Origin of the sequence: Leptothoe sp. LEGE 181152 (assembly GCF_032906605.1) — a bacterium.
GTDB lineage: Bacteria > Cyanobacteriota > Cyanobacteriia > Phormidesmidales > Phormidesmidaceae > Leptothoe > Leptothoe turfae.
Genome location: NZ_JASATU010000030.1, coordinates 1 through 18,907, shown reverse-complemented (window position 1 = coordinate 18,907; position 18,907 = coordinate 1). Strand labels below are relative to the sequence as shown.

The following is an 18,907-nucleotide window of genomic DNA, read 5'->3' as shown; positions in this document are numbered from 1 at the left end:
TCAATGGAAAGTATTTTGGAAACACATAAAATAGGTGGCTCCAGTAAGGCTAAAAATGAGAACTAAAAATAACAAGTGAACTAATGCCCTTCAAGAATAAAGTCGTTTTAAGTCTACAAATTATCTTTAAGCCGAAAATATTTCAGAATTACTTAGTATGTTTAGGCCTTTTTCATTCTACCCATCTAAAAATTTAGCTAATCGTAAATTTGAAATCCAACCTACTAAAGGCTCGTCCATATTGCCCTCATTTGTAATAAAAATATCTTGACAGGATGAAACACTTTCCATTTTTAACTTTGCAATAGCAATCGTTGAAGTTCTAGAAACAGTAACAAAACCTGACCCAGCTTCAAATCTTACACCTTTACGGTTGTGCCAACTAATAAACTCGTTTAGATTAGCTTCTCCAGTATTTCCAGCTGCAAGATATTGAAAAATCATGCTCTCATGAATCATATAAAGTGGCTTGTTCTGAAAATCAGTTATAGGTAATCGGCTACAGCCACTATTAAATTTTTCGCACAGTTCTGAAAGTCTTATATCTTCATCAGCTTGACCTTGTTCTATTTGAAAAAGTGTTATATCACGTAAAAGTCGCATAATAGATGTGACTTTTACATTAGCTCGTTCTTCTGGAGCTAATTTTTTAACTAACTCTCGTACTTGTTTGTTCGCTGACTCAAAATTTTCTCGGTCAAAATAGAATGCTAATATAGTGCCAACCCATGATGCAAAAACTGGTAAAACAATATTAAAGATGTCTTTGGAATCATCAGGATTGTTTCTAATTGTAAATATTGCTAATGCGCTGATAGCAATAGTAGAGAATATTAGAACAGCATATGCAAGAAAATGTCTGTACATTTCTTTGGCATTCTTTGAAGTGGACATTCTTTGAAGTGAAAAGCTTGTGTTCATTATTGATTAGCAGTACATCTCAACAGTTGAAATAGTTAATTGAGAGATATGTTAATAAGTTTTTGACTGTTATGCGTATAGTTGCTCTTAAAAATATTATTTTTCTAATCCGTTTATCATTTCAATGTAAATCCATATTCACTGTTATGGTGTAACTTCTCACTGATATGCATCTACAGGAAACCTAGTAATAATTCTTTATTCATTAACTGATATGCGTAGAGCGTGTGATCGTAATAAGAAATATAATGTTTTACGCAGCCTGACATCAAAACTCAATACTTGTAGTATTAGCATATATGTCAACCTAGTATTGAAAGAATTTATTAGAATTCTATAACAATATCGCTGACTGCTCCATTTGGATCCAGTAGTTCAACATAAACATCTTTCTTGAGAAATTGCTAATTAGTCGTCCCTGAAAAACCTCCCCCTTAAGCATGAGTGCATTTCAAATTTGCACTGAGTAGAAATACTTAGAGTTCAGTTTTGGCCTTGTAGCATGAGCAAAGCAGCATTAGCCCAGGGATTGGATCACAGCAAAATGACCGCGAGTGCGCCAATTATCAAATTTTGCGGCGGCTGTTTCGGCAATTAATGAATCAATACCGACTAGCGCATCAGATTTGAGTACTCTCAACGTCAGAGCTTTGAAGGGAACTCCGTCAGTGGCGATTTCAACGGGGGTATCCATTGGCCATTGTCGGTCTTGTACAAATCGACGATAGTTGAGATCACCTTTTGAAATAACAATAGTTGAGTTACTCAGGGTGTTGCTAAGGTCGTCATTTAAAGCACTGAAGTGTCTGGGTTCACCCCAATCTGCTTCAGCCTGGATGAGCAGTCGATCACAGTCCATAGCGGACCTAAGCCGCTGTCCCATTAGGCAAATGCCTTCAGAAAGATTCTCATCAACAAAACGATTAAGGGTTTCCTCTACATCAATGGAGAGCGCATCGGAAACAAACATGGGCCATGGTTTCACATGAATGATCACCCGAATATTGTTGAATGATCTGAGTAATGCATCGACCATGACCAGATCCCAACAGAGCTCATGCCCAGCATTATCAGCGATTATATGAATGTCTCCTTTAACAGGATGCTGCTCTAAACAAGAGATAAACTCGTCGCTTTCGTCAAGTAACACACGATCATTCCATAAATTAGAATCACTTCGTGAGGTGATGAGCTGACTGTAGTCTGCTTCATTAGCAAACAATGAACAACGAATGGTTGCCTTTAGTAAATCTGTGTCAGATAGCTGTAAAATCTTTTCTAAACCGGAGTCAAGAGCTGGAATTGCTTCGGCTAGTGCCCTTTGACGAGTGGGCCAAAAGACATCTACACCATTATCAAAATAGCCCGCGATGGAGTTTAATCCGTGATAGAAGAGAAATTCTAAATCAAAAAACGATAGATCGTTCCAGGTTAACCTGCTTAGGTGATCAAGATAGTTTTCCCAGTAAGCTGTGGGGCAAGAGAAGATTTTTGTATCAATGGGGCTGCCTCCCATAACAGACTGAAGCAGTCTTTGGGCAGCTTCTAATTGCCTATGATCTTCTAGTTGTTTTTCAATAGTAGACAGAATCTTGGGTAGACGACGGGTAATTGTATAATCGACAAACCCTTCACCACGGATGCGTTTGATGGGGTCAGGAGTATTGATCGATGTGTTCATGATTATCCTCGGATCACCGTCACCTGACGCTTGCTCTCGGTTTCTGCTACCTCAGTTGTAGTTCGTTCAGCGATGGGCCGTAATCCCTGACGCTGGTCAAAAATAATTAGCCAACCCTGATTAAGACCTAATCCAGCCAGATAGCGATCCAACTGTTCTAACCCTGCTTTTAGTGGATCGGTTCGTCCTTGTCGCCACACTTTCAGTTCGATTCCCAGTATGGTCTTGCCATAGCGCAAACACAGATCCATCCGGTCGGTGCCGATAGCATATTCCCGTTCCAGAGTGCCGCCACCATTCACAACTCGATGTAAGAAAGCCATCATAACTAAGTGGGGGGCAATCTCATGATACGGAGCACTTTTAAGCAATGGTTCACCATGTTGTCGCCAAAATGAGAGAAATGCTTTGAGTAAGGCATTTGGTATTAACTCTCCCTGGTCATTTAGCCAGGATGGAGCAATCATCGGTAATGAAGCTTGGGGTACTTTGGCCAGGACCCGTGGTAACACTTCCCGATAGATGGGATTAGCTATGACGATGCCACCGCCATTGGCCAGCCTACATAGGCCGAGATCTAACACATACTGTAAATCTTCATTGGGAACTACGGGTAACGATTGCCCTGCCAGAATAGGTTCGATAATCGCTCTCACACGATCTTCTCGCAGGCGTTCAGCCAAACTATCCAGATGGGTGTCTTGTCGTTGAATTAAAATTTCTTTGGCTGCGTAGATATGGCCAACGTCAATGATTTGCTCAGGATTGGGAACAAGTTCTTCAACAATTTCTTTGGCTAAGGCATTGACTAGCCAGGGTTGGCCCTGGGTTAATTCATATGCAGCCTGTATGGCGTCTGTCGTAAACTGTTGTCTGGTTTCTTCTGTGTGCTGTTGATAGAGCTGAAGGATTTCTGATTGATTGAAGTTTCGTAGGGTTAATGATTTAACTTTAATATTGAAGGGACTGGCTGTTTGTAAACGGTTACTACCACCTGAGGCGACTTTATAATCACGTACATCTCTAAGACCGATTAGTGCCAGGGAGTGCGGGAAGTTTTTAGGGCGGCGGGGATAGCCATCACGTAGCTGACGCAACACACTGATGAGGGCATCATCCATAAGGGCGTCGATTTCGTCGATGAAAACCACCAACGGCCTGGGGGACGCCTGACACCAGGCTTCCAGGGCGGCTCCGATGCGGTTGCCGTCTACCTGGGGCCATGGAGGTGGTTGTAGGTCTGGGGGTAACCAGGCTCTGGCAGCCTGTCGCCAGGATTCTAGGATATTAGTTACTGCTTTGTCTGGATCGTGGCTGAAGGGTTGGCCGACTTCGGTGGAGACCATGATGGCGGTGTAGCGATCGCTGGCGGTTAGTTCTTGGGCCAGGGCCAACATGGCGGTGGTTTTACCGGTTTGGCGGGGGGCATGGACGACGAAGTAGCCGCGTTGATCGATAATGCGCTCGATGCCTGGGAACCGTGCGGTGGGCGGTAACATGTAATGGATTTCAGGCTGGCAAGGGCCAGCCGTGTTGAACCATTTGGGCATGCGAGGAAGTCACGACGAAATGATATGTGCAGTATAGCAATGTAGACTGACATGTCGGCTCATATTGAAGCATTAGCTATTGGGCACGTTGTAGTACTTCTGATTCATCCAGAGGAGTTGATGGATGATGGGATAGGCAGAGTGAAGTTGCGACTTTAAGGGGTGGATTGATAGATTCTGAAGCGACATAGAATTGTCCCCGTTTAAGTTTTGCAATATCATCCCCATGTCCACCGCGCTGACGTATTTGGTCCTGCACTACGCTGATAGCAGCAGGGGAATTTGCTCTTCCATAAAACTGATTAGAACAGTTTGCAATAATATTGTGATCAATACTTTTAGGAGCCTGGGTTGCAAAAATAATACCAAGCCCGTATTTGCGTGCCTGAGCTGCAAGTCGATTGAGGCTAGATTTGCAAGGTGTAGATTGCTGGGATGGCAGAAAATCTTTGGCTTCATCAATAACTAGCAGTCCCCTCAACGGTTTATCTAAGGGAGCTGGGTTCTTTTTGATCCAGGTAAATAGCGTCATTGCCAACTGATTGAGAAACTGTTGTTGTTGAGATAGCCCTGGCAAACCAATAAAGTTAATAATAGATAGACGTGTCTTTGATGGATTCTCTAGACCTAATAAGATAGCTGGATCAAGGGAGGAGCCCCTTTGGCGTAGAAGTGGATTATTGGCAATTTCGGCATTCAATAGATCAGCCATTTCCTGGGCTCGTTTATGGGCATTTGTGATACCACCATTGGCTTCTTCGGGAAGTTCTTTTAAGAACTCGGCAAAGTATTCTAAATCTCCTCCGCCTGTACGAGCAAAATGCTCTAGGGCATTTCGCAAAACTCCACGCTTAATCTGGGCTGCATTCCCTTTACCCGCAGCTACAACAGCTTGCAAACTGTCGCGAGCCATATCAATTGCCTGACTCAATTCATCGGCATCATTAATTAGTGCCGTAAAGTTGGGGAGAGGATCAAGGGAAAGCGGTCTACCGGATTCACGTCCTGGTGTCCAAATCATCACCTCAGTATTGTGGTGATAGTATTCAGCTTTGTATTGATCGTCTTCACTCCAAACATCCGGTCGGTTCGGCCATCGATCTCCCATTCTGGCTAAATCATTGGCCCCATCAATCACAATGGCAGGGATGCCTTGAAGAGCAGCCTCTTCAACCAGTCGTCGGACGAGTACTGTTTTACCGGCTCCACTGCCTGCCAAAATTACCGTATGTTTGGTTAACGCTTCTAGCGGGATTGAAATACTATTGCCGATTTGTTTGCCTATGATTCGTTTACCTACGGGTAAGCCATTAGGTTCATTTTCGGAAGCTGACGAGACAGAAGTAGGCGAGTCAGATCTTGAATGATCTGTCGGGGTCTCGCTTGATGTTTCACTAGAATTAGCCCTGGAGGAAGAAGATTCGGCATTGCCTGAAGAAGTACCTTTAGAGCTATCGGCAGGTTTCGAATTAGCTTGACTATTAGCAGTAGGAATTGCATCGCCAAATAGCCAGTTTACAGTATCTTGCAGACAAGAAAGCTGGGAAACTGGGCGTTGATGTTTCAGCCAACTATCAAAGTTAGGTAGGTTTTGCGATTTTAACTGATGCAAAGCACCCATAGTCTGCAGCTCTGCATTAGTTGGATAGATGAATATTCCCCCTGCCTGAGAAAATTTTTGTGTTAGCTGCTGAGTTGCTGCACCGCCTGGAATATCATTATTTTGGGTTCTAACAATGACCAATCTTCGAAAGCTTAAGGCACGATCAATACCAGCAGTAGTCATGGCGGCTTTTAGTCGAGCCTTATAAGCAGAATGATGGGTACGCTGGAGGGCTCTGAGGCAGAGATGTTTTTCGCGATCTCCTTCTGTTCTATAGATTAACCGGACCCGAGCATGCATCTGGGGATAGTTTTTGCCGCCAGGAAAGTTAATGTCTAAAGCAGTGTCTACATCATTAGAAACAGCATTTTCTTGTTGAAGACAATGTCCAACTGTCTGTAGCCACTGGCCTAAAATAGTATCTTCTTCTTTCTCATTTAGTGCTTGGCTGATATTGAACTGCTGAAACGCTTTTTGAAATGCTTGTTCAATAGCACGATATCTATCCGGTGGTGGATTGATCGGACTACTTTCTTCAAATGAGTTTAGTTCAGTAACTTTTTTAGCAGTTGAACAACTCTGACGGTGTTGTTCACAACGTTGTAAAATTTGCCTAGGCAACTTCCCTTTTCGAGCGGCATCTGTAAAGAAATCAGGATGAAATGGCCAGGTTGAGTAAGGTATCCTTAGAGCTTTCGGGTAAGCAGTTTTGATGCGAGACTCAACTAGCTGAGATACTACAGTTTGTTGAGTAATTTCTGCCAAAACAGTGGATTTATGAAACCGATCGCTAAATGATTTAACTACATCCTCTTGTAATATTGTCCAAGTTGGACCTAGGCAAGAAACTATCGTTAATGTACGTGATGTTTTGTCTCGTAGTGCCATTAAGCCACCACCAATTCCCTCGATAATTAATTTGGAAGTGAGCTGCTCTTCTGATAGTTCATCATTCGTTAATAAAGATTTAGCATAGTGATGCTGGGAAACAATAGAATCAATCTGATCAAAGGCCAGAACCCAAGCAGAATGTAACCCTAAAATCCAGGAAAGTCCTTCTACAGTGTCGCTTAGTTTTGTACAAGATGTTGTTTTAAAGCGAAATTCCCTCTTTGCAGAATCTTCAATTTCTAAGCCACATAACCAAGAATATCCGATGTCAGAAAAAATAAAATCATCAGAATTAAGCAGTACTAGGGCTCTGACAATATCCTGATATCGATTAGCTGCTTGATGATTACGTTGATTAATCGCTTTAAGGATTAACAGAATTCCCTTATGTAGGGGAACGGCTGTTAACTTTGCCATTTCTTCAGCTGAAACATTGCCATGGCCAGCTAAATCAAGTAGAGATTGTATAACTTGCCTCAATTGAAATTGGGGAGTTCCATCTTCACTTTCTTCACGAAGAGAACTTATATAGCCTTGTACAGTTGTTTCCCAAAAATCATGAACATCGGTCATATCCACTAAGATAAAGCCAATATCCTGAGATGCTAGCTGCTGACGCAGAACACCTAGAAAATGGGTTTTTCCTGCACCAGGTGCTCCCACTAAAATCTCTCCTAGTGGTGGATTAGGATCTTTTGATTTAGAAAGTTGCGTTGCCACAGCAAGGATTTTTTCGCGTTCTTGCTGATGTAAACCTTCAATATGAAAAGCAGGTGGATCCCATATATTTCGTACATGGGTAGTCCAGCTAAAGTCAATGGCCTGTAACGCTTTCAGAGCCTGAGCATTATCGATCATAATGATTAATTACTTAATATAGACAAAATAGCGTTTATCTCCATCCCCTAAGTCAATGGCTGCTTGCTCATCTTCAGGTCCAATTTCTTGGGGATCTTCCATAGGACTTAGAGAAACTCCACCAGCCTGTTGCATAGAACGCAAGGTATCATTAATTGCCTGAGGTGATATATCCTCTAAATGTTGATGAATTTTGGAAAGTCGCGCTCTATAATCGGCACTATTTTGAGTAATACTAGCGTATGCTTCACGAATTTTCTCTTCAAGGGAAGAGTTTGACATCTGACTTTTAACGAAGGTATCTGAGGAAGATGTTGTAGAAGCCAAGAAATCTGCCAATGGAACATCGTTAGTACGCATATATTGCCCTAATCGCATTAGAAGCACTTGGAAAATAGGGATGGCTGTCGTAAATCTGGGGTTGATCTCTATCTTGAAATCTTCTGACTGGAAGCGTTCTGTCATCCAATACCAGGCTTTATCTTCTAAAACAAGATGGCTGGCCACACCTCTTTTTTCAAATTTGATCAGTCCCTTGTCAACTAATGGCTGACAGTTTTTTTTCGTCATCTTAGGTTTCACTTTTGAGACCATTGGTGTATCGCCTGTCAGCAGAAGATTCAAGAGAAGTAATTCGTGCTTATATGTTAGTTGTTCACTCATTAAAGTACCTCACGTAAAGATCGAAGTTGCTGTCGCCGAAATCGAACGACGTCACGGATTTTGTCGATGGCTACCTCAGCATCTGACATAACTTCATCATGGGGTAGCCTCAACACAATATAGTCGCTTATGAGGAGTTCGTAGTCGCGGTTGCGATCGCGATTAAATCCAAATCGATTCCCATGGTGTCGATAGCCATCAATTTCAACCACAACACGCCCTTCGGCCCAGAGTAAATCGACCACATAGTCGCTAAGGCGGACCGTTTGTAACCTTTGGTTAAATTTAAATAATGATACTAATTCCGTATCTTGGGTCAGTAGGATCGCTAACTTTTGTTCTCCAGGACTAAAAGGGTGGGGCCTACCATGAATGGGAAAAATAGTGTGTTTAGCTTCTTGAGGAGGTTTAGTCTGTTGAAATACCGATTCAACAGTAGATAAGGTGATCGCTCCATAGAGTATTGACTCTAGCTCATTAGATGTGGCCAAGCTCTCTGGAAGGAGTAGGACGATGCGTGAATTTGTATGATCAGCTATCCAAGTGACTGCTTTGGCTAACCCAAGTAAACAATGGCTTGATGGTTGAGGATCTGAGATCGCAAGAATAAGCCCATCTAACTCAAGCGCAAGCGCAAGTTGAGTTAACTGTAGGTTATGGGGAAAGTCTTTTAGAAAAGGTACCTTTTGGTATTGACATGCTTGTACCGCAGCCTTGAGCCAAGGTAAAGATAAATTTTCATGGGTTGCCTGCACGACAGAACATGAAAATTTATTCATCAAAGCATCCGTTGCCAATGCCCCAGATTCTATAAATAACTCATCTTGTTGATACCAAGCAGGCCATAACTCAAAAGAAACTTTAGCTAAAGTTTCTACAACATCAGCAACGACCTGTCTTTGCTTAGGTAGTAAATCCCAAATATGTGTTACAACTCGTTGCCAATGCATATCATTGACCGCAGCAAGTATGTGAGCGATATCACCTGTGGCATTCTTGCATAGAACGGCTTGAACCTGGCTTGGAGAGAGCAGTTTCAAGGTATCACTTAATGACTTTTGATGAGACATTAGACCTGCATACTACATCGACAATGAAGTCTATGGAAGTCTATACAGTATTTAATACAACGTTTCAGAAAATTTTAATGCCGTATTTTCACTGTAAGGATTCATTATTTCAGCCAGAGATCATAGCCTACCCCAAATCCTTTAAATGCTCTACCTTCCAGCTGTCAACAGTCTCACAACACAATTGTCGTCCCATCCACCTATGACTCCGATCTCGCCACCAACACGCCATTTTCTAACCGCAAAATCAATTGCCCCTTCCCCAATAGCCCTGGGTCCGCAACAACTTGCACATCATGGCCAAGATCACTTACCCCCAACGCCACATGCCGTGGCACCGTCTGCTCCAAAAACACCCGATTACCCTGATCAAACTGTCAACAGATTGCATCCAGTGCCGCCTGCAAATTCAATCCATGATCTACTAAATCCGAAACCATCTGCAAATGCCCCTGGAGCTGCATCGATGCCCCATCCCCCCAAACGACCTGACAACTATTACTGACGACGGTAGAGTTCGACTTCGTTGGCCAGGATGCGGACATTGTAATAGGCCAGGAAATCTTGGCCGAGGAGACCGGCTGAAAAGTTGGGCGCGATCGCAACATGCACATTCATCGCGGCTGCCGACTGCACCCGAATCGACCGCACCCAACCATTACTGATCGGAACCGCCGTCTCACCTGGAATCTGCAAAAATCCTCCTGGAGTCCCCTTAATCCCCAACATCGATGCCATCGTCTCGGTAATAATGGTGCGAGGCAAATCCTGCTGCATCAACATATCAAACGAGTGTCGGTCATTAAACCGTACCTCAATCACCGGCATCCCCGACCGCATCGCCTTAATCGGCACCCGAATTAACCGCTCCGCCTCGACCTCCGCCTTTTCTTGATCCAACTCCTGACGAATTGCCTCCGCCCGATTTGCGGCTACCTTCTGCGCTCGCCAATTCCCCTGATCTAGCCATAATGATGCCGCCTGCCGATAATCCGCCAACGCCTCCTTCCCAGACTGCACCGATGCTCGCGCATCATATAGTTCAGCTGATGCCTTTATTGCGATCGCATTCGAATAATCCTTAAATGCATTGTCCATATCTCCCAGCTGTTGATAGGCTTGCCCCCGTATCGTCAGCCGCTCTGCTGTCGCCTCTGTTTTGATCAACTCTGTTATTGTTGTCATTGCCCCGTAGGCATCTCCCAATGCCAGCCGAATTTTGGCCCGTCGCACCTGAATCATCGGATCTTCGGGAGCTAGCTGCTGCACCCTGGCCATATCTCGTGTTGCTGCTTCGTAACGATGGAGCTGGGCCTGGAGATAGGCACGATCGCACAGGGCCTCTATATGATTCGGATCAATTTCCAACAACCAATTTAGATCTGCCAATGCTTGTCTGAATAGACCTTGGGTCACTTTTTCCCTTGCCCGCTGCAAAAATTCTGTTGGTGACACCATGGGGGCTGCTGGTGTTCCAGAGGTCTTTCCTGGAGTCTGGGATACCTTAGCGGTCGGCGTGACTGGCTGATTTAACTCTGTCTGTAGCTGATTCGCCTGCTCCAAGCAAGCGGTTGCGTTCGCCTTATCCTTTTGTGCCAGATATAACTTAGTGGCTGCCTTATAGGCGTTGATTGCTGCTTGGGGCTGACCCACCTGACGATACATTTTGCCTAATAATTGTTGCGCTGCTGCTAGCTGAGGATCTAGCTTTAATGCTTGCTGGGCATCGATAATGGCTGATGACGGTGTGGCGGTGGTGACATAGGCGAGGGCTCGTCCCAGGTACGCCTGCGCCGTTGGTTCTCGTTGGATGACTTTGGTGTAATCTGCGATCGCTCCCGCACTATCTCCCACCTGAAGCCGTGTCCGTCCCCGTAGTCGGTACGCCTCTGTCTGTTGCGAGTTGGCTAAAATCACCTGATCCAATAGGGCTAATGCTGTACGTAGTTCGCCCCGCTCAACACAATCCACTGCCTGCTGATAGCTCATTGTTGTTTTTATGCCAGTTGTTTTGACACCATCCTATGGACCCTATCAGGAGTTTGCCCCCATTGGTCTTATTTTATTAACTCTATGGAGAAAAACAACCGTAGGGTGGGCAAACACCTATGGATATCTGTTATAACCCCTACCGATATTGATGCTTGCCCACCCTAACCGATTTGGAAAAGTTGGGCAGATATAACGGTTGGCAACGGGCATAGGAGATCTAACCTCCCCACCTTTGTATCTTCAGAGCTAGTCATCCTGTCCAAAATCAAATTTGGAAGAATTAAAATCTACATCCGTCATTGGTCCCATAACTCCCACACGCCATCCTACGAGATTACTAAATTTATCAAAGGCTGCACTCTCTCGTTGTAAACGATTCTCTGCGAAGCTAAGCTTACCACCTACATGTAACCAAATTTCTCTAAGGCAACGGAATTTCGATGACAAAGGTAGTTTCCTTTCCTGTTGTAGTATAGATCTTTCCATGATGCTGGTTGACGATGATTTGATGGGTTGTCGCCAGGCCTAAGCCAGTCCCTTCACCGACGGGTTTGGTGGTAAAAAATGGGTTAAAGATATTGGATTTAATTTCTGGAGGAATGCCTGGTCCGTTGTTCTTTATAGTAATAGTGACAAGTTGATCGGTAGCGTGGGTTGCGATCTCAATTTTAGGTTGAGTACAGGCAGGCATCGTTACGGCATCCACCGCATTGGTCAAAACATTGAGAAACGCCTGGTTTAAATTTCTGGCATAGCATGGCACTTTAGGTAGTTGTCCATAGTGGCGTTCGATAACAACGGGCGTATGGGCTGAGTCTAGACGATGGGTTAAAAGCAGTAATGCATTTTCTAACCCCGCATGGAGATCGACCGCTTTGAAATCCGCTTTGTCTTGATGTGCAAAGGTTTGCAGTGATTTTATAATGTCACCAATACGTTCTGCACCAACCTGCATAGAATTAATTAGCTTTGGAAAATCATCTAGCAAAAAATCAAGTTCTTGATCGTCAATAACAGATTGAGCCTGTAGTTGAGTCTGGGTCTGGGGTGGTAAGGCTTGGTATCCCTGGCGATAAAGGGATATTAACTGGATCAAATTCTGAGCATAGTCAGCGGCATGGGATAGATTACCCTGTATGAAGGTTGCCGGATTATTAATCTCGTGGGCCATGCCCGCTACCAACTGCCCCAAGCCTGCCATTTTCTCGCTGTGCACTAACTGGACCTGGGTTTGTTTCAGTTTATTCAGGGTGTTAGTCAGCTCGATAGTCTTATTTCGTTCGCGTTGTTCAGAACAGCGTAGTTCAGCCTCGGCCACCTTGCGCGCTGTGATGTCACGAATCATGATGGTATAAAAAAGATCGTCAAAAACCTGTGTCTGGGTAACGGTTATTTCCAGGGGAAATAAATGCCCTTCAATATGTCTCCCTAAAATTTCATGGGGTTGTTGACTTTCGCTGGTTAGCTGCAGTAACCGTTTGAGACAGACTACTTTATTGTCCCAGGCACAGTTTTCCAAATAGACAAAGTGTGAAAAATTGTGTCCAATCATCTCTGACTTAGAGTTGCCAAAGATCCGCTCAACTGAAGGGTTTGTGGTTTGAATCAGGAGCTGATCCACAGAAACGGATAAAATTCCTTCACCCGCTGTTTCAAAAATTGCTTCTGTTTTTTCAATTGCTTTTTCTAATGTTGTGACTACCTGAAAATACCACTGGGACAGTTGCCCTTCTTCATAAAAGGTATCGACTGGTATGCGTCGCGTTCGTTTACCCGTGCGTGCATGGTGACTGATGGTTGTATAAAAATCCTGTAGTGGGTTTCTAGCCTGGTGTTCAGTGATATTAAGTCCCACATACTCTTGCCGAGCAGTAACCCTGAGGGCAAAGCAACGATCCAAAAGTACCAGAGCCAATAGTGTTGCTGTAAAGCTCCATAGGCCACAGGCTAGGATGCCAGATACTTGAACTTTAAGCTGTTCTAGTGGGCTCAGACCTGTGTTGAGAATGACCGGATCCGCAAAAATAGCGACGGCTAAGGTGCCCCATATACCGGCCCCTAGATGGACGGGAATTGCACCAACGGCGTCATCAATATGCCAGTGCTCCATCAGTTTGGTGAGCCATAACATGCACAAACTGCCGACGCCACCAATCAGGAGAGATTCAGCTGTGGATACAGCGTGACAGTTGGCCGTAATCGCGACTAGCCCTGCCAGGGCCCCGTTCATGGTTGTACTAACGGTCAGGGTCTTTTGGCGAATGAGGGCTATGAGTATGGGGGTAACGATGCCAGCGGCCCCGGCTAATAGGGTATGGGTCAAAATGTTGGGAACATTATCATTCAACGCCAGGGCACTGCCCCCATTGAAGCCAAACCAGCCAAACCAGAGCAGCATTGTGCCGAGAAACGAAAGGGGAAAGTCGGAACCTGAGATACTCTGGTGCGATCGCTTTTTAGAAAACCGGCCCAAGCGGGGGCCAATAAATAAAATAGTTGCCAGGGCGCTCCACCCCCCCACACTGTGCACCACGGTGGAACCCGCAAAATCAATAAAGCCTTGCTGCCCCAACCATCCCAGCATTTCTCCCTGGAACAATCCATTCCAACTCCAGTGACCAAATAGGGGATAGATCAGACCTGAAATAATTACGGAGATGGCAATGTAACCTTTAAAACTAATCCGTTCAGCGGCTGCCCCCGATAAAATGGTCACAGCTGTGCTACAAAACATGGCCTGGAAGAGGAAAAATGCATTAAACCAGGCAGATAGTTGTTCTAGGGGTGGACAGTAGCTATTGTTACCTAACCATCCACCGTAGGATTGGCCAAACATGAGACCATACCCAATGGTCCAGAAAATGAGGACTGAGACACTGAGATCAGCAATATTTTTAATAACAACATTAATGCTATTTTTACGACGAGTTGCTCCGGCCTCCAGACACAGAAACCCTGCTTGCATTAAAAAAACCAGACCAGCGCTGCACACCAGCCACAATATATCTATTTTGCCGTGCATTTAATCAGTCAATAAAGAAATATAGCTTTGGTTGATTTGAGCAGATGCAACGTTTGGGAATATTCAGTGTCAGTGTTAATGCAACGACAGACAGACGCAAATGCATCTTGGGTTTGATTGCAATATGACTTGCATCTCATTCTATCTGTGATTTACATCAATATACTGTATACAAATTGTACGCTAGGTACTCAAATGCCGATAGCCTAGCGAAACTTGAGCACATAAATTTCAGTATCGTCAACTCAGTAGTGTAAATTTTGGCACTACCTGTTCTATTGCGGCCCACAAGCTCACAAAATACAACCAGCGCCGCCTCAAAATTTCTGCCCCCGTTGCTGCGGCTAGCGGTTGAGAAGTTGCCACAGCCCCCCGTGTTCCCAACATGACAGGACGAGCGGAAGCTTAGGGATAGGACGTAAGATCGAATAGTTACATGTTGGGGGGCGAGGTCTTTCTATGTTGGGCACGTTCTCAAGGCTATAACCTGCTGACGTTTGAGATGTATACCAGAGGGTAAAACTTAAGCGGATTAGGCAAGTAAGTTACAGCGGAAGAGATCTCTACACCTGCAAGAATCATTAGAGAGGGAATTATGTCGGTTAGCGATCGCAACCAAATCAAAACAATATTCGAGGACATCTATCCCGAAAACGCCAGGGCCAAAGATTCCGATGCCTATGCCGCCATGTTTACCAAAGCAGCTATACAAATGCCACCCCATGTTCCTGACCATTACGGTAGAGCCAGTATTGCAGCAGGATATGCGCAGCAGGTTGCCGATAAAGATCTAGCTCCCACACTCACCGCCGAAGAAATCCAGGTTATGGGAGACTTTGGCTACGTCACTGGCATCGCCATGGTGACCGTACACCCCCACGATGGCAGCCCATCGGTGCAAATTAAGTTTCGGGGCCTATGGCTCATGCAAAAAGAGCAGGGAGATTGGAAAATCCATCGTCAGATCTGGAATGAAAAGCCCCAGTAAATAGCCACTGCTCCGCTAAACCCTTTACACTAACAAGACCGGATCTGGCTATGAATTCTCCTCTATGCAACGCTTTAACCTCCAAATCTTTCAACGTTTCTGGACCATTGCCAAAACCTACTGGTTCAGCAATGAAAAGTGGAAAGCCCGAGGACTGCTGCTCATCATTGTTGTACTTCTCCTGGCCTATACCGGTCTTAGCGTTGTCCTCAATAATCAGCGGGGTGAGCTGATCTCTGCGTTGTCTGCCAAAAATGAATCCCGATTTTGGCAAACCGTTGTCATTTTTATCAGTGTTCTAGTCGTTTATGCGCCGCTGCTGGCAGGCTACACCTACCTGCGTGACCGTCTGGGTCTGGCCTGGCGACGCTGGCTGACTGGCGACTTTGTAGAGCGTTACTTTGCTGATAGAGCGTTCTACCGCATTAATCAGTTTGATCCTGATATTGATAACCCTGACCAGCGGATTGCTGAGGATGTTAAGAACTTTACCCAAGAGTCCCTGACCTTACTGCTGGTGCTGTCTGACTCGGTATTGGAAATTATTGCCTTTAGTGGCGTCTTGTTGGGAATTTCTAAAGAGCTGGTACTCTTTTTGGTGGGCTATGCCATTGTCGGCACCCTGGTCACAGTGGGTGTGTTTGGCCAGCCCCTGGTTCGTCTAAATTTTGAACAGTTAAAGCGGGAAGCTAATTTTCGGTTTAGCCTGGTGCGGGTGCGCGAGAATGCTGAAGCGATCGCATTTTACCAAGGTGAGACTCAAGAATCGACCCAGGTTAATAACCGATTTATGGCGGCGTTTGATAATTACAAGCGTCTGCTAGGCTGGGAGTTAGGACTGAATGGTGTGACCAATGCCTATGAATTTATTCCGTTTATCTTACCGGCTCTGGTGGTTGCCCCTGGCATATTCAACGGTGAAATCGAAGTGGGTAAGGTCAGCGAAGCCCAGGGGGCATTTATTCGCGTTTTCTTCTCTCTTAACCTGATTGTTGCCCGCTTTCAATCCTTGACTGCGTTTGGGGCGGGGATTGATCGTCTCTATGACTTTGCCACATCCCTTGGCCACATTGAGGAGCCAGAGAGTTCACTAGAGGAGAATACTCAAGAGGAAATAGAGCAGGCAGAGTCGGCAATAGTTGTTGCCCACCCCGTTATCAATCGTGAGATTGGTTTAGAGTTGACGCTACAGAATTTGACATTGCAGACGCCTAACTATCAGCGCACGCTAATTGAAGATCTCTCGTTGGCATTAGATACCCAAAGTTCGCTACTGGTGGTTGGCCCCAGTGGTTGTGGCAAGAGTTCGCTGATGCGTGCGATCGCAGGTCTATGGAACTCTGGCAACGGCACCATCGAGCGCCCCGAACTGGAGTACTTGCTATTTCTACCGCAAAAGCCCTACATGATTTTAGGTAGCCTCCGGCAGCAGTTGCTCTATCCCTATCCCGATATTGAGTTAAATGATGCCCAGCTCAAAACAGCACTTCAGCAAGTTAACTTGCCTGACTTAGATGAACGCTTTGGTGGCTTTGATGCTGAAGAAGAATGGAGCGATGTGTTATCCCTGGGAGAACAACAGCGACTGAGTTTTGCCCGAGTGCTGCTGCATCAGCCAAAATATACAATTCTCGATGAAGCCACCAGTGCCCTTGATCGTGACAATGAACAACAACTTTATGGTCATTTAGCGGCCACCAAAACCGCTTACCTTAGTGTTGGCCATCGCAAATCTCTGGAAGCATACCATCAATCTATATTACGACTGTCAGAAGACCATACATGGCAGCTGCAATCGCTGCTTGATTCCGTGGTCTAAGTCAGCAAACATCTATGGACAGGTGGGTTAGGGCAACTTTACTGAGTAATCTTTATTAAAGTCACCACAGACTTTATTTTGGCTTTGCCTAGGGACCCTGGCAATACAGTTAAATATACTTACGGGAAAGCACTTAGGTGCTAATCAACAGTTAAACGCTAAAACACTATAGTCTCAACCTAATTTAAGTCTCCATTAGAGTGTGACTACCGGGTGTCAAGTTAGATATCTGCCACTGTTTTAGTCGGTAGGATATCTTAGGGTGCCATAGTTTGCATAGTCGCATCGCGACAGAGGGGTGCATAACCAATCTGTCACTCATTGTAGTGAGCTGTTGAGCATCTCAATTTAAATAATTCTGTTGGATTTAATGCAGAAGCAAAGAAGACTTATTTGTCTACAACTGCCTGGACGTATTTGAACAACTTGTTATCTTTAGCCTGGCTCGATTGCTAAAAACAGACGTAATCGTTGAGAACAACAGATTACTAAGCGATTGAACTGGCAAATACCCCAACACATCTGCCAAGTCAGATCAGGAACGGGCTGTCTGTTTTTAGAAATTCCCTGTGGCAAATACCAATTCAAATGACGTAATTGCGTCATGATACATGCTTTTTAAATTATTTATGTCAGGAGATTCCATGAATCGATGTTTAGGTAAAGCCTCTTGGCTTTTGATGGCTTCTGTTACGTCGGGGGTGGTTGCGATCGCATCCCCCGGTCAGGCCGCTAGTCTTGCGTTTTCAGAAAGCTTACTAGAAGTAACCTTTAATCAAGATTTCTTTGGTAGTGCAACAGATACAAATACGGATACTATTGCCATCGCCGAAGATGGTGAAGTTATGGTAGATGCTATAGCAGATGCTGCAGCTTTTAATGATGCGGCTGGTGCAGATTCATGTTTGTTCGGCTTAGGAAATCCTGGTGCCTGTAATGTCGCATTTAGCGAGGCGATAGGTGACGACGGCAACAACTATTTTGGCATTGGTGAAAGCTTTTCTGAAGTCATTGGTGACTTCTTTGTCGCCTCTGGCAACAGTTTTAGCTTTGACTTTATTGCCTCGCTGCTGCTCGAAACAGAGATTGATCGTCCTGATGTTGAAGCTGCCCAGGCAACTGGTGAAGTCTCATTCTCCCTCTATGGAGGTACTCAATCCAATTCTTTATCTCTGTTGGATACCTTTACACTCAGTGGACGTTTATCCACACTTGGCTCAGACGATAATTTCACTGAACCACAGACGAGCGGTGCGCTGACATTTGACACGTTCTTTGACACATCCTTTGGCGGACAAAGTGAGTTTGTCGATGCCTTTGTGGAAGGATCCTATAGCCGTAGCTTTGACACAGATACCTACCTACAACTGGTGGAAGTTAAAACCAGTTCTGCCTGTGTGGCAACGGCTGCCAGCCAGCAAGACTGTAAACAGTCGGTGCCAGAACCCACTGGTGTATTAGCTTTAATTGCACCACTCTTAGGCTTAACTGGCTTCTCATTAAAAAAAAGCTCCATGGCTAGTGTAAGGAGATCTTAATTGATTAAGAGATTGTCTCACATTATTTAAACATCTCTTCTCTTTGTCTTTTCCCCCTTTAACGCTCCTTTACTTTAAGGTCGTTGAGGGGGAAAATGTGTTTTGAGGTAACTTAACTAAGCTTGATATTGGTCAAAACTGCCAAAATGGCCACACTTGCTAAAAATGTCAGCTGCCGAACTAAATAGGGTTTGCTGTTGAAGTCTAGCCTTCATACTCAGCAAGGGTTTCAATCTATTGAGATTTGCTTAAGTGCACGAAAAATTGGTTAAACTGCTCAAAACCCTTGCACCTACTCAGGGAAATGTACC

Annotated in this window: 12 protein-coding genes; 3 read left to right on the top strand and 9 right to left on the bottom strand. The window is 44.8% G+C overall.

The window, feature by feature from the left end; genetic code table 11:
* Positions 1-177: 177 nt before the first annotated feature.
* The 9 genes from QGP82_RS16370 to amt all read right to left on the bottom strand — a co-directional run bounded on the left by QGP82_RS16370 (position 178) and on the right by amt (position 14,251).
* Positions 178-894: a hypothetical protein gene (locus tag QGP82_RS16370; protein ID WP_499060294.1), complete on the bottom strand. Its 717-nt coding sequence runs from the start codon at positions 892-894 to the stop codon at positions 178-180.
* A gap of 544 nt (positions 895-1,438) precedes the next feature.
* Complete coding sequence (locus tag QGP82_RS16365; protein ID WP_499060292.1) at positions 1,439-2,602, bottom strand: ARMT1-like domain-containing protein; 1,164 nt, start codon at positions 2,600-2,602, stop codon at positions 1,439-1,441.
* A 2-nt stretch (positions 2,603-2,604) separates the two neighbouring features.
* Entirely contained in the window at positions 2,605-4,152 is a 1,548-nt protein-coding gene (locus tag QGP82_RS16360) for an ATP-binding protein (protein WP_499060290.1), read from the bottom strand.
* A 76-nt stretch (positions 4,153-4,228) separates the two neighbouring features.
* A complete protein-coding gene (locus QGP82_RS16355; RefSeq protein WP_499060288.1) occupies positions 4,229-7,504 on the bottom strand; it encodes a helicase HerA domain-containing protein in 3,276 nt (1,091 codons plus the stop codon).
* Positions 7,505-7,513: 9 nt separating this feature from the next.
* Entirely contained in the window at positions 7,514-8,167 is a 654-nt protein-coding gene (locus QGP82_RS16350) for a hypothetical protein (RefSeq protein WP_499060287.1), read from the bottom strand.
* Positions 8,167-9,237, bottom strand: a complete 1,071-nt coding sequence (locus tag QGP82_RS16345; protein ID WP_499060286.1) for an endonuclease domain-containing protein — start codon at positions 9,235-9,237, stop codon at positions 8,167-8,169. The genes QGP82_RS16350 and QGP82_RS16345 overlap by 1 nt, the downstream gene beginning before the upstream one ends.
* A 200-nt stretch (positions 9,238-9,437) precedes the next feature.
* Positions 9,438-9,593: a hypothetical protein gene (locus QGP82_RS16340; RefSeq protein WP_499060284.1), complete on the bottom strand. Its 156-nt coding sequence runs from the start codon at positions 9,591-9,593 to the stop codon at positions 9,438-9,440.
* A gap of 142 nt (positions 9,594-9,735) precedes the next feature.
* Positions 9,736-11,226, bottom strand: coding sequence for a tetratricopeptide repeat protein (locus QGP82_RS16335; protein ID WP_499060283.1), 1,491 nt, complete (start codon positions 11,224-11,226; stop codon positions 9,736-9,738).
* Positions 11,227-11,650: 424 nt separating this feature from the next.
* The gene (gene amt, locus QGP82_RS16330; RefSeq protein WP_499060282.1) at positions 11,651-14,251 is read right to left on the bottom strand and encodes an ammonium transporter; all 2,601 of its coding nucleotides are present in this window, start codon (positions 14,249-14,251) and stop codon (positions 11,651-11,653) included.
* 595 nt (positions 14,252-14,846) lie between these two features.
* Between amt and QGP82_RS16325 the strand changes: the two genes are divergently transcribed.
* From QGP82_RS16325 to QGP82_RS16315, 3 genes are all read left to right on the top strand, one after another.
* On the top strand, positions 14,847-15,239 hold the full coding sequence (locus QGP82_RS16325; protein ID WP_163664501.1) for a YybH family protein: 393 nt from the start codon (positions 14,847-14,849) through the stop codon (positions 15,237-15,239).
* Between the two features lie 64 nt (positions 15,240-15,303).
* Positions 15,304-17,058: an ABC transporter ATP-binding protein/permease gene (locus QGP82_RS16320; RefSeq protein ID WP_499060280.1), complete on the top strand. Its 1,755-nt coding sequence runs from the start codon at positions 15,304-15,306 to the stop codon at positions 17,056-17,058.
* A gap of 644 nt (positions 17,059-17,702) precedes the next feature.
* A complete protein-coding gene (locus QGP82_RS16315) occupies positions 17,703-18,596 on the top strand; it encodes a hypothetical protein (RefSeq protein ID WP_499060278.1) in 894 nt (297 codons plus the stop codon).
* Positions 18,597-18,907 lie beyond the last annotated feature (311 nt).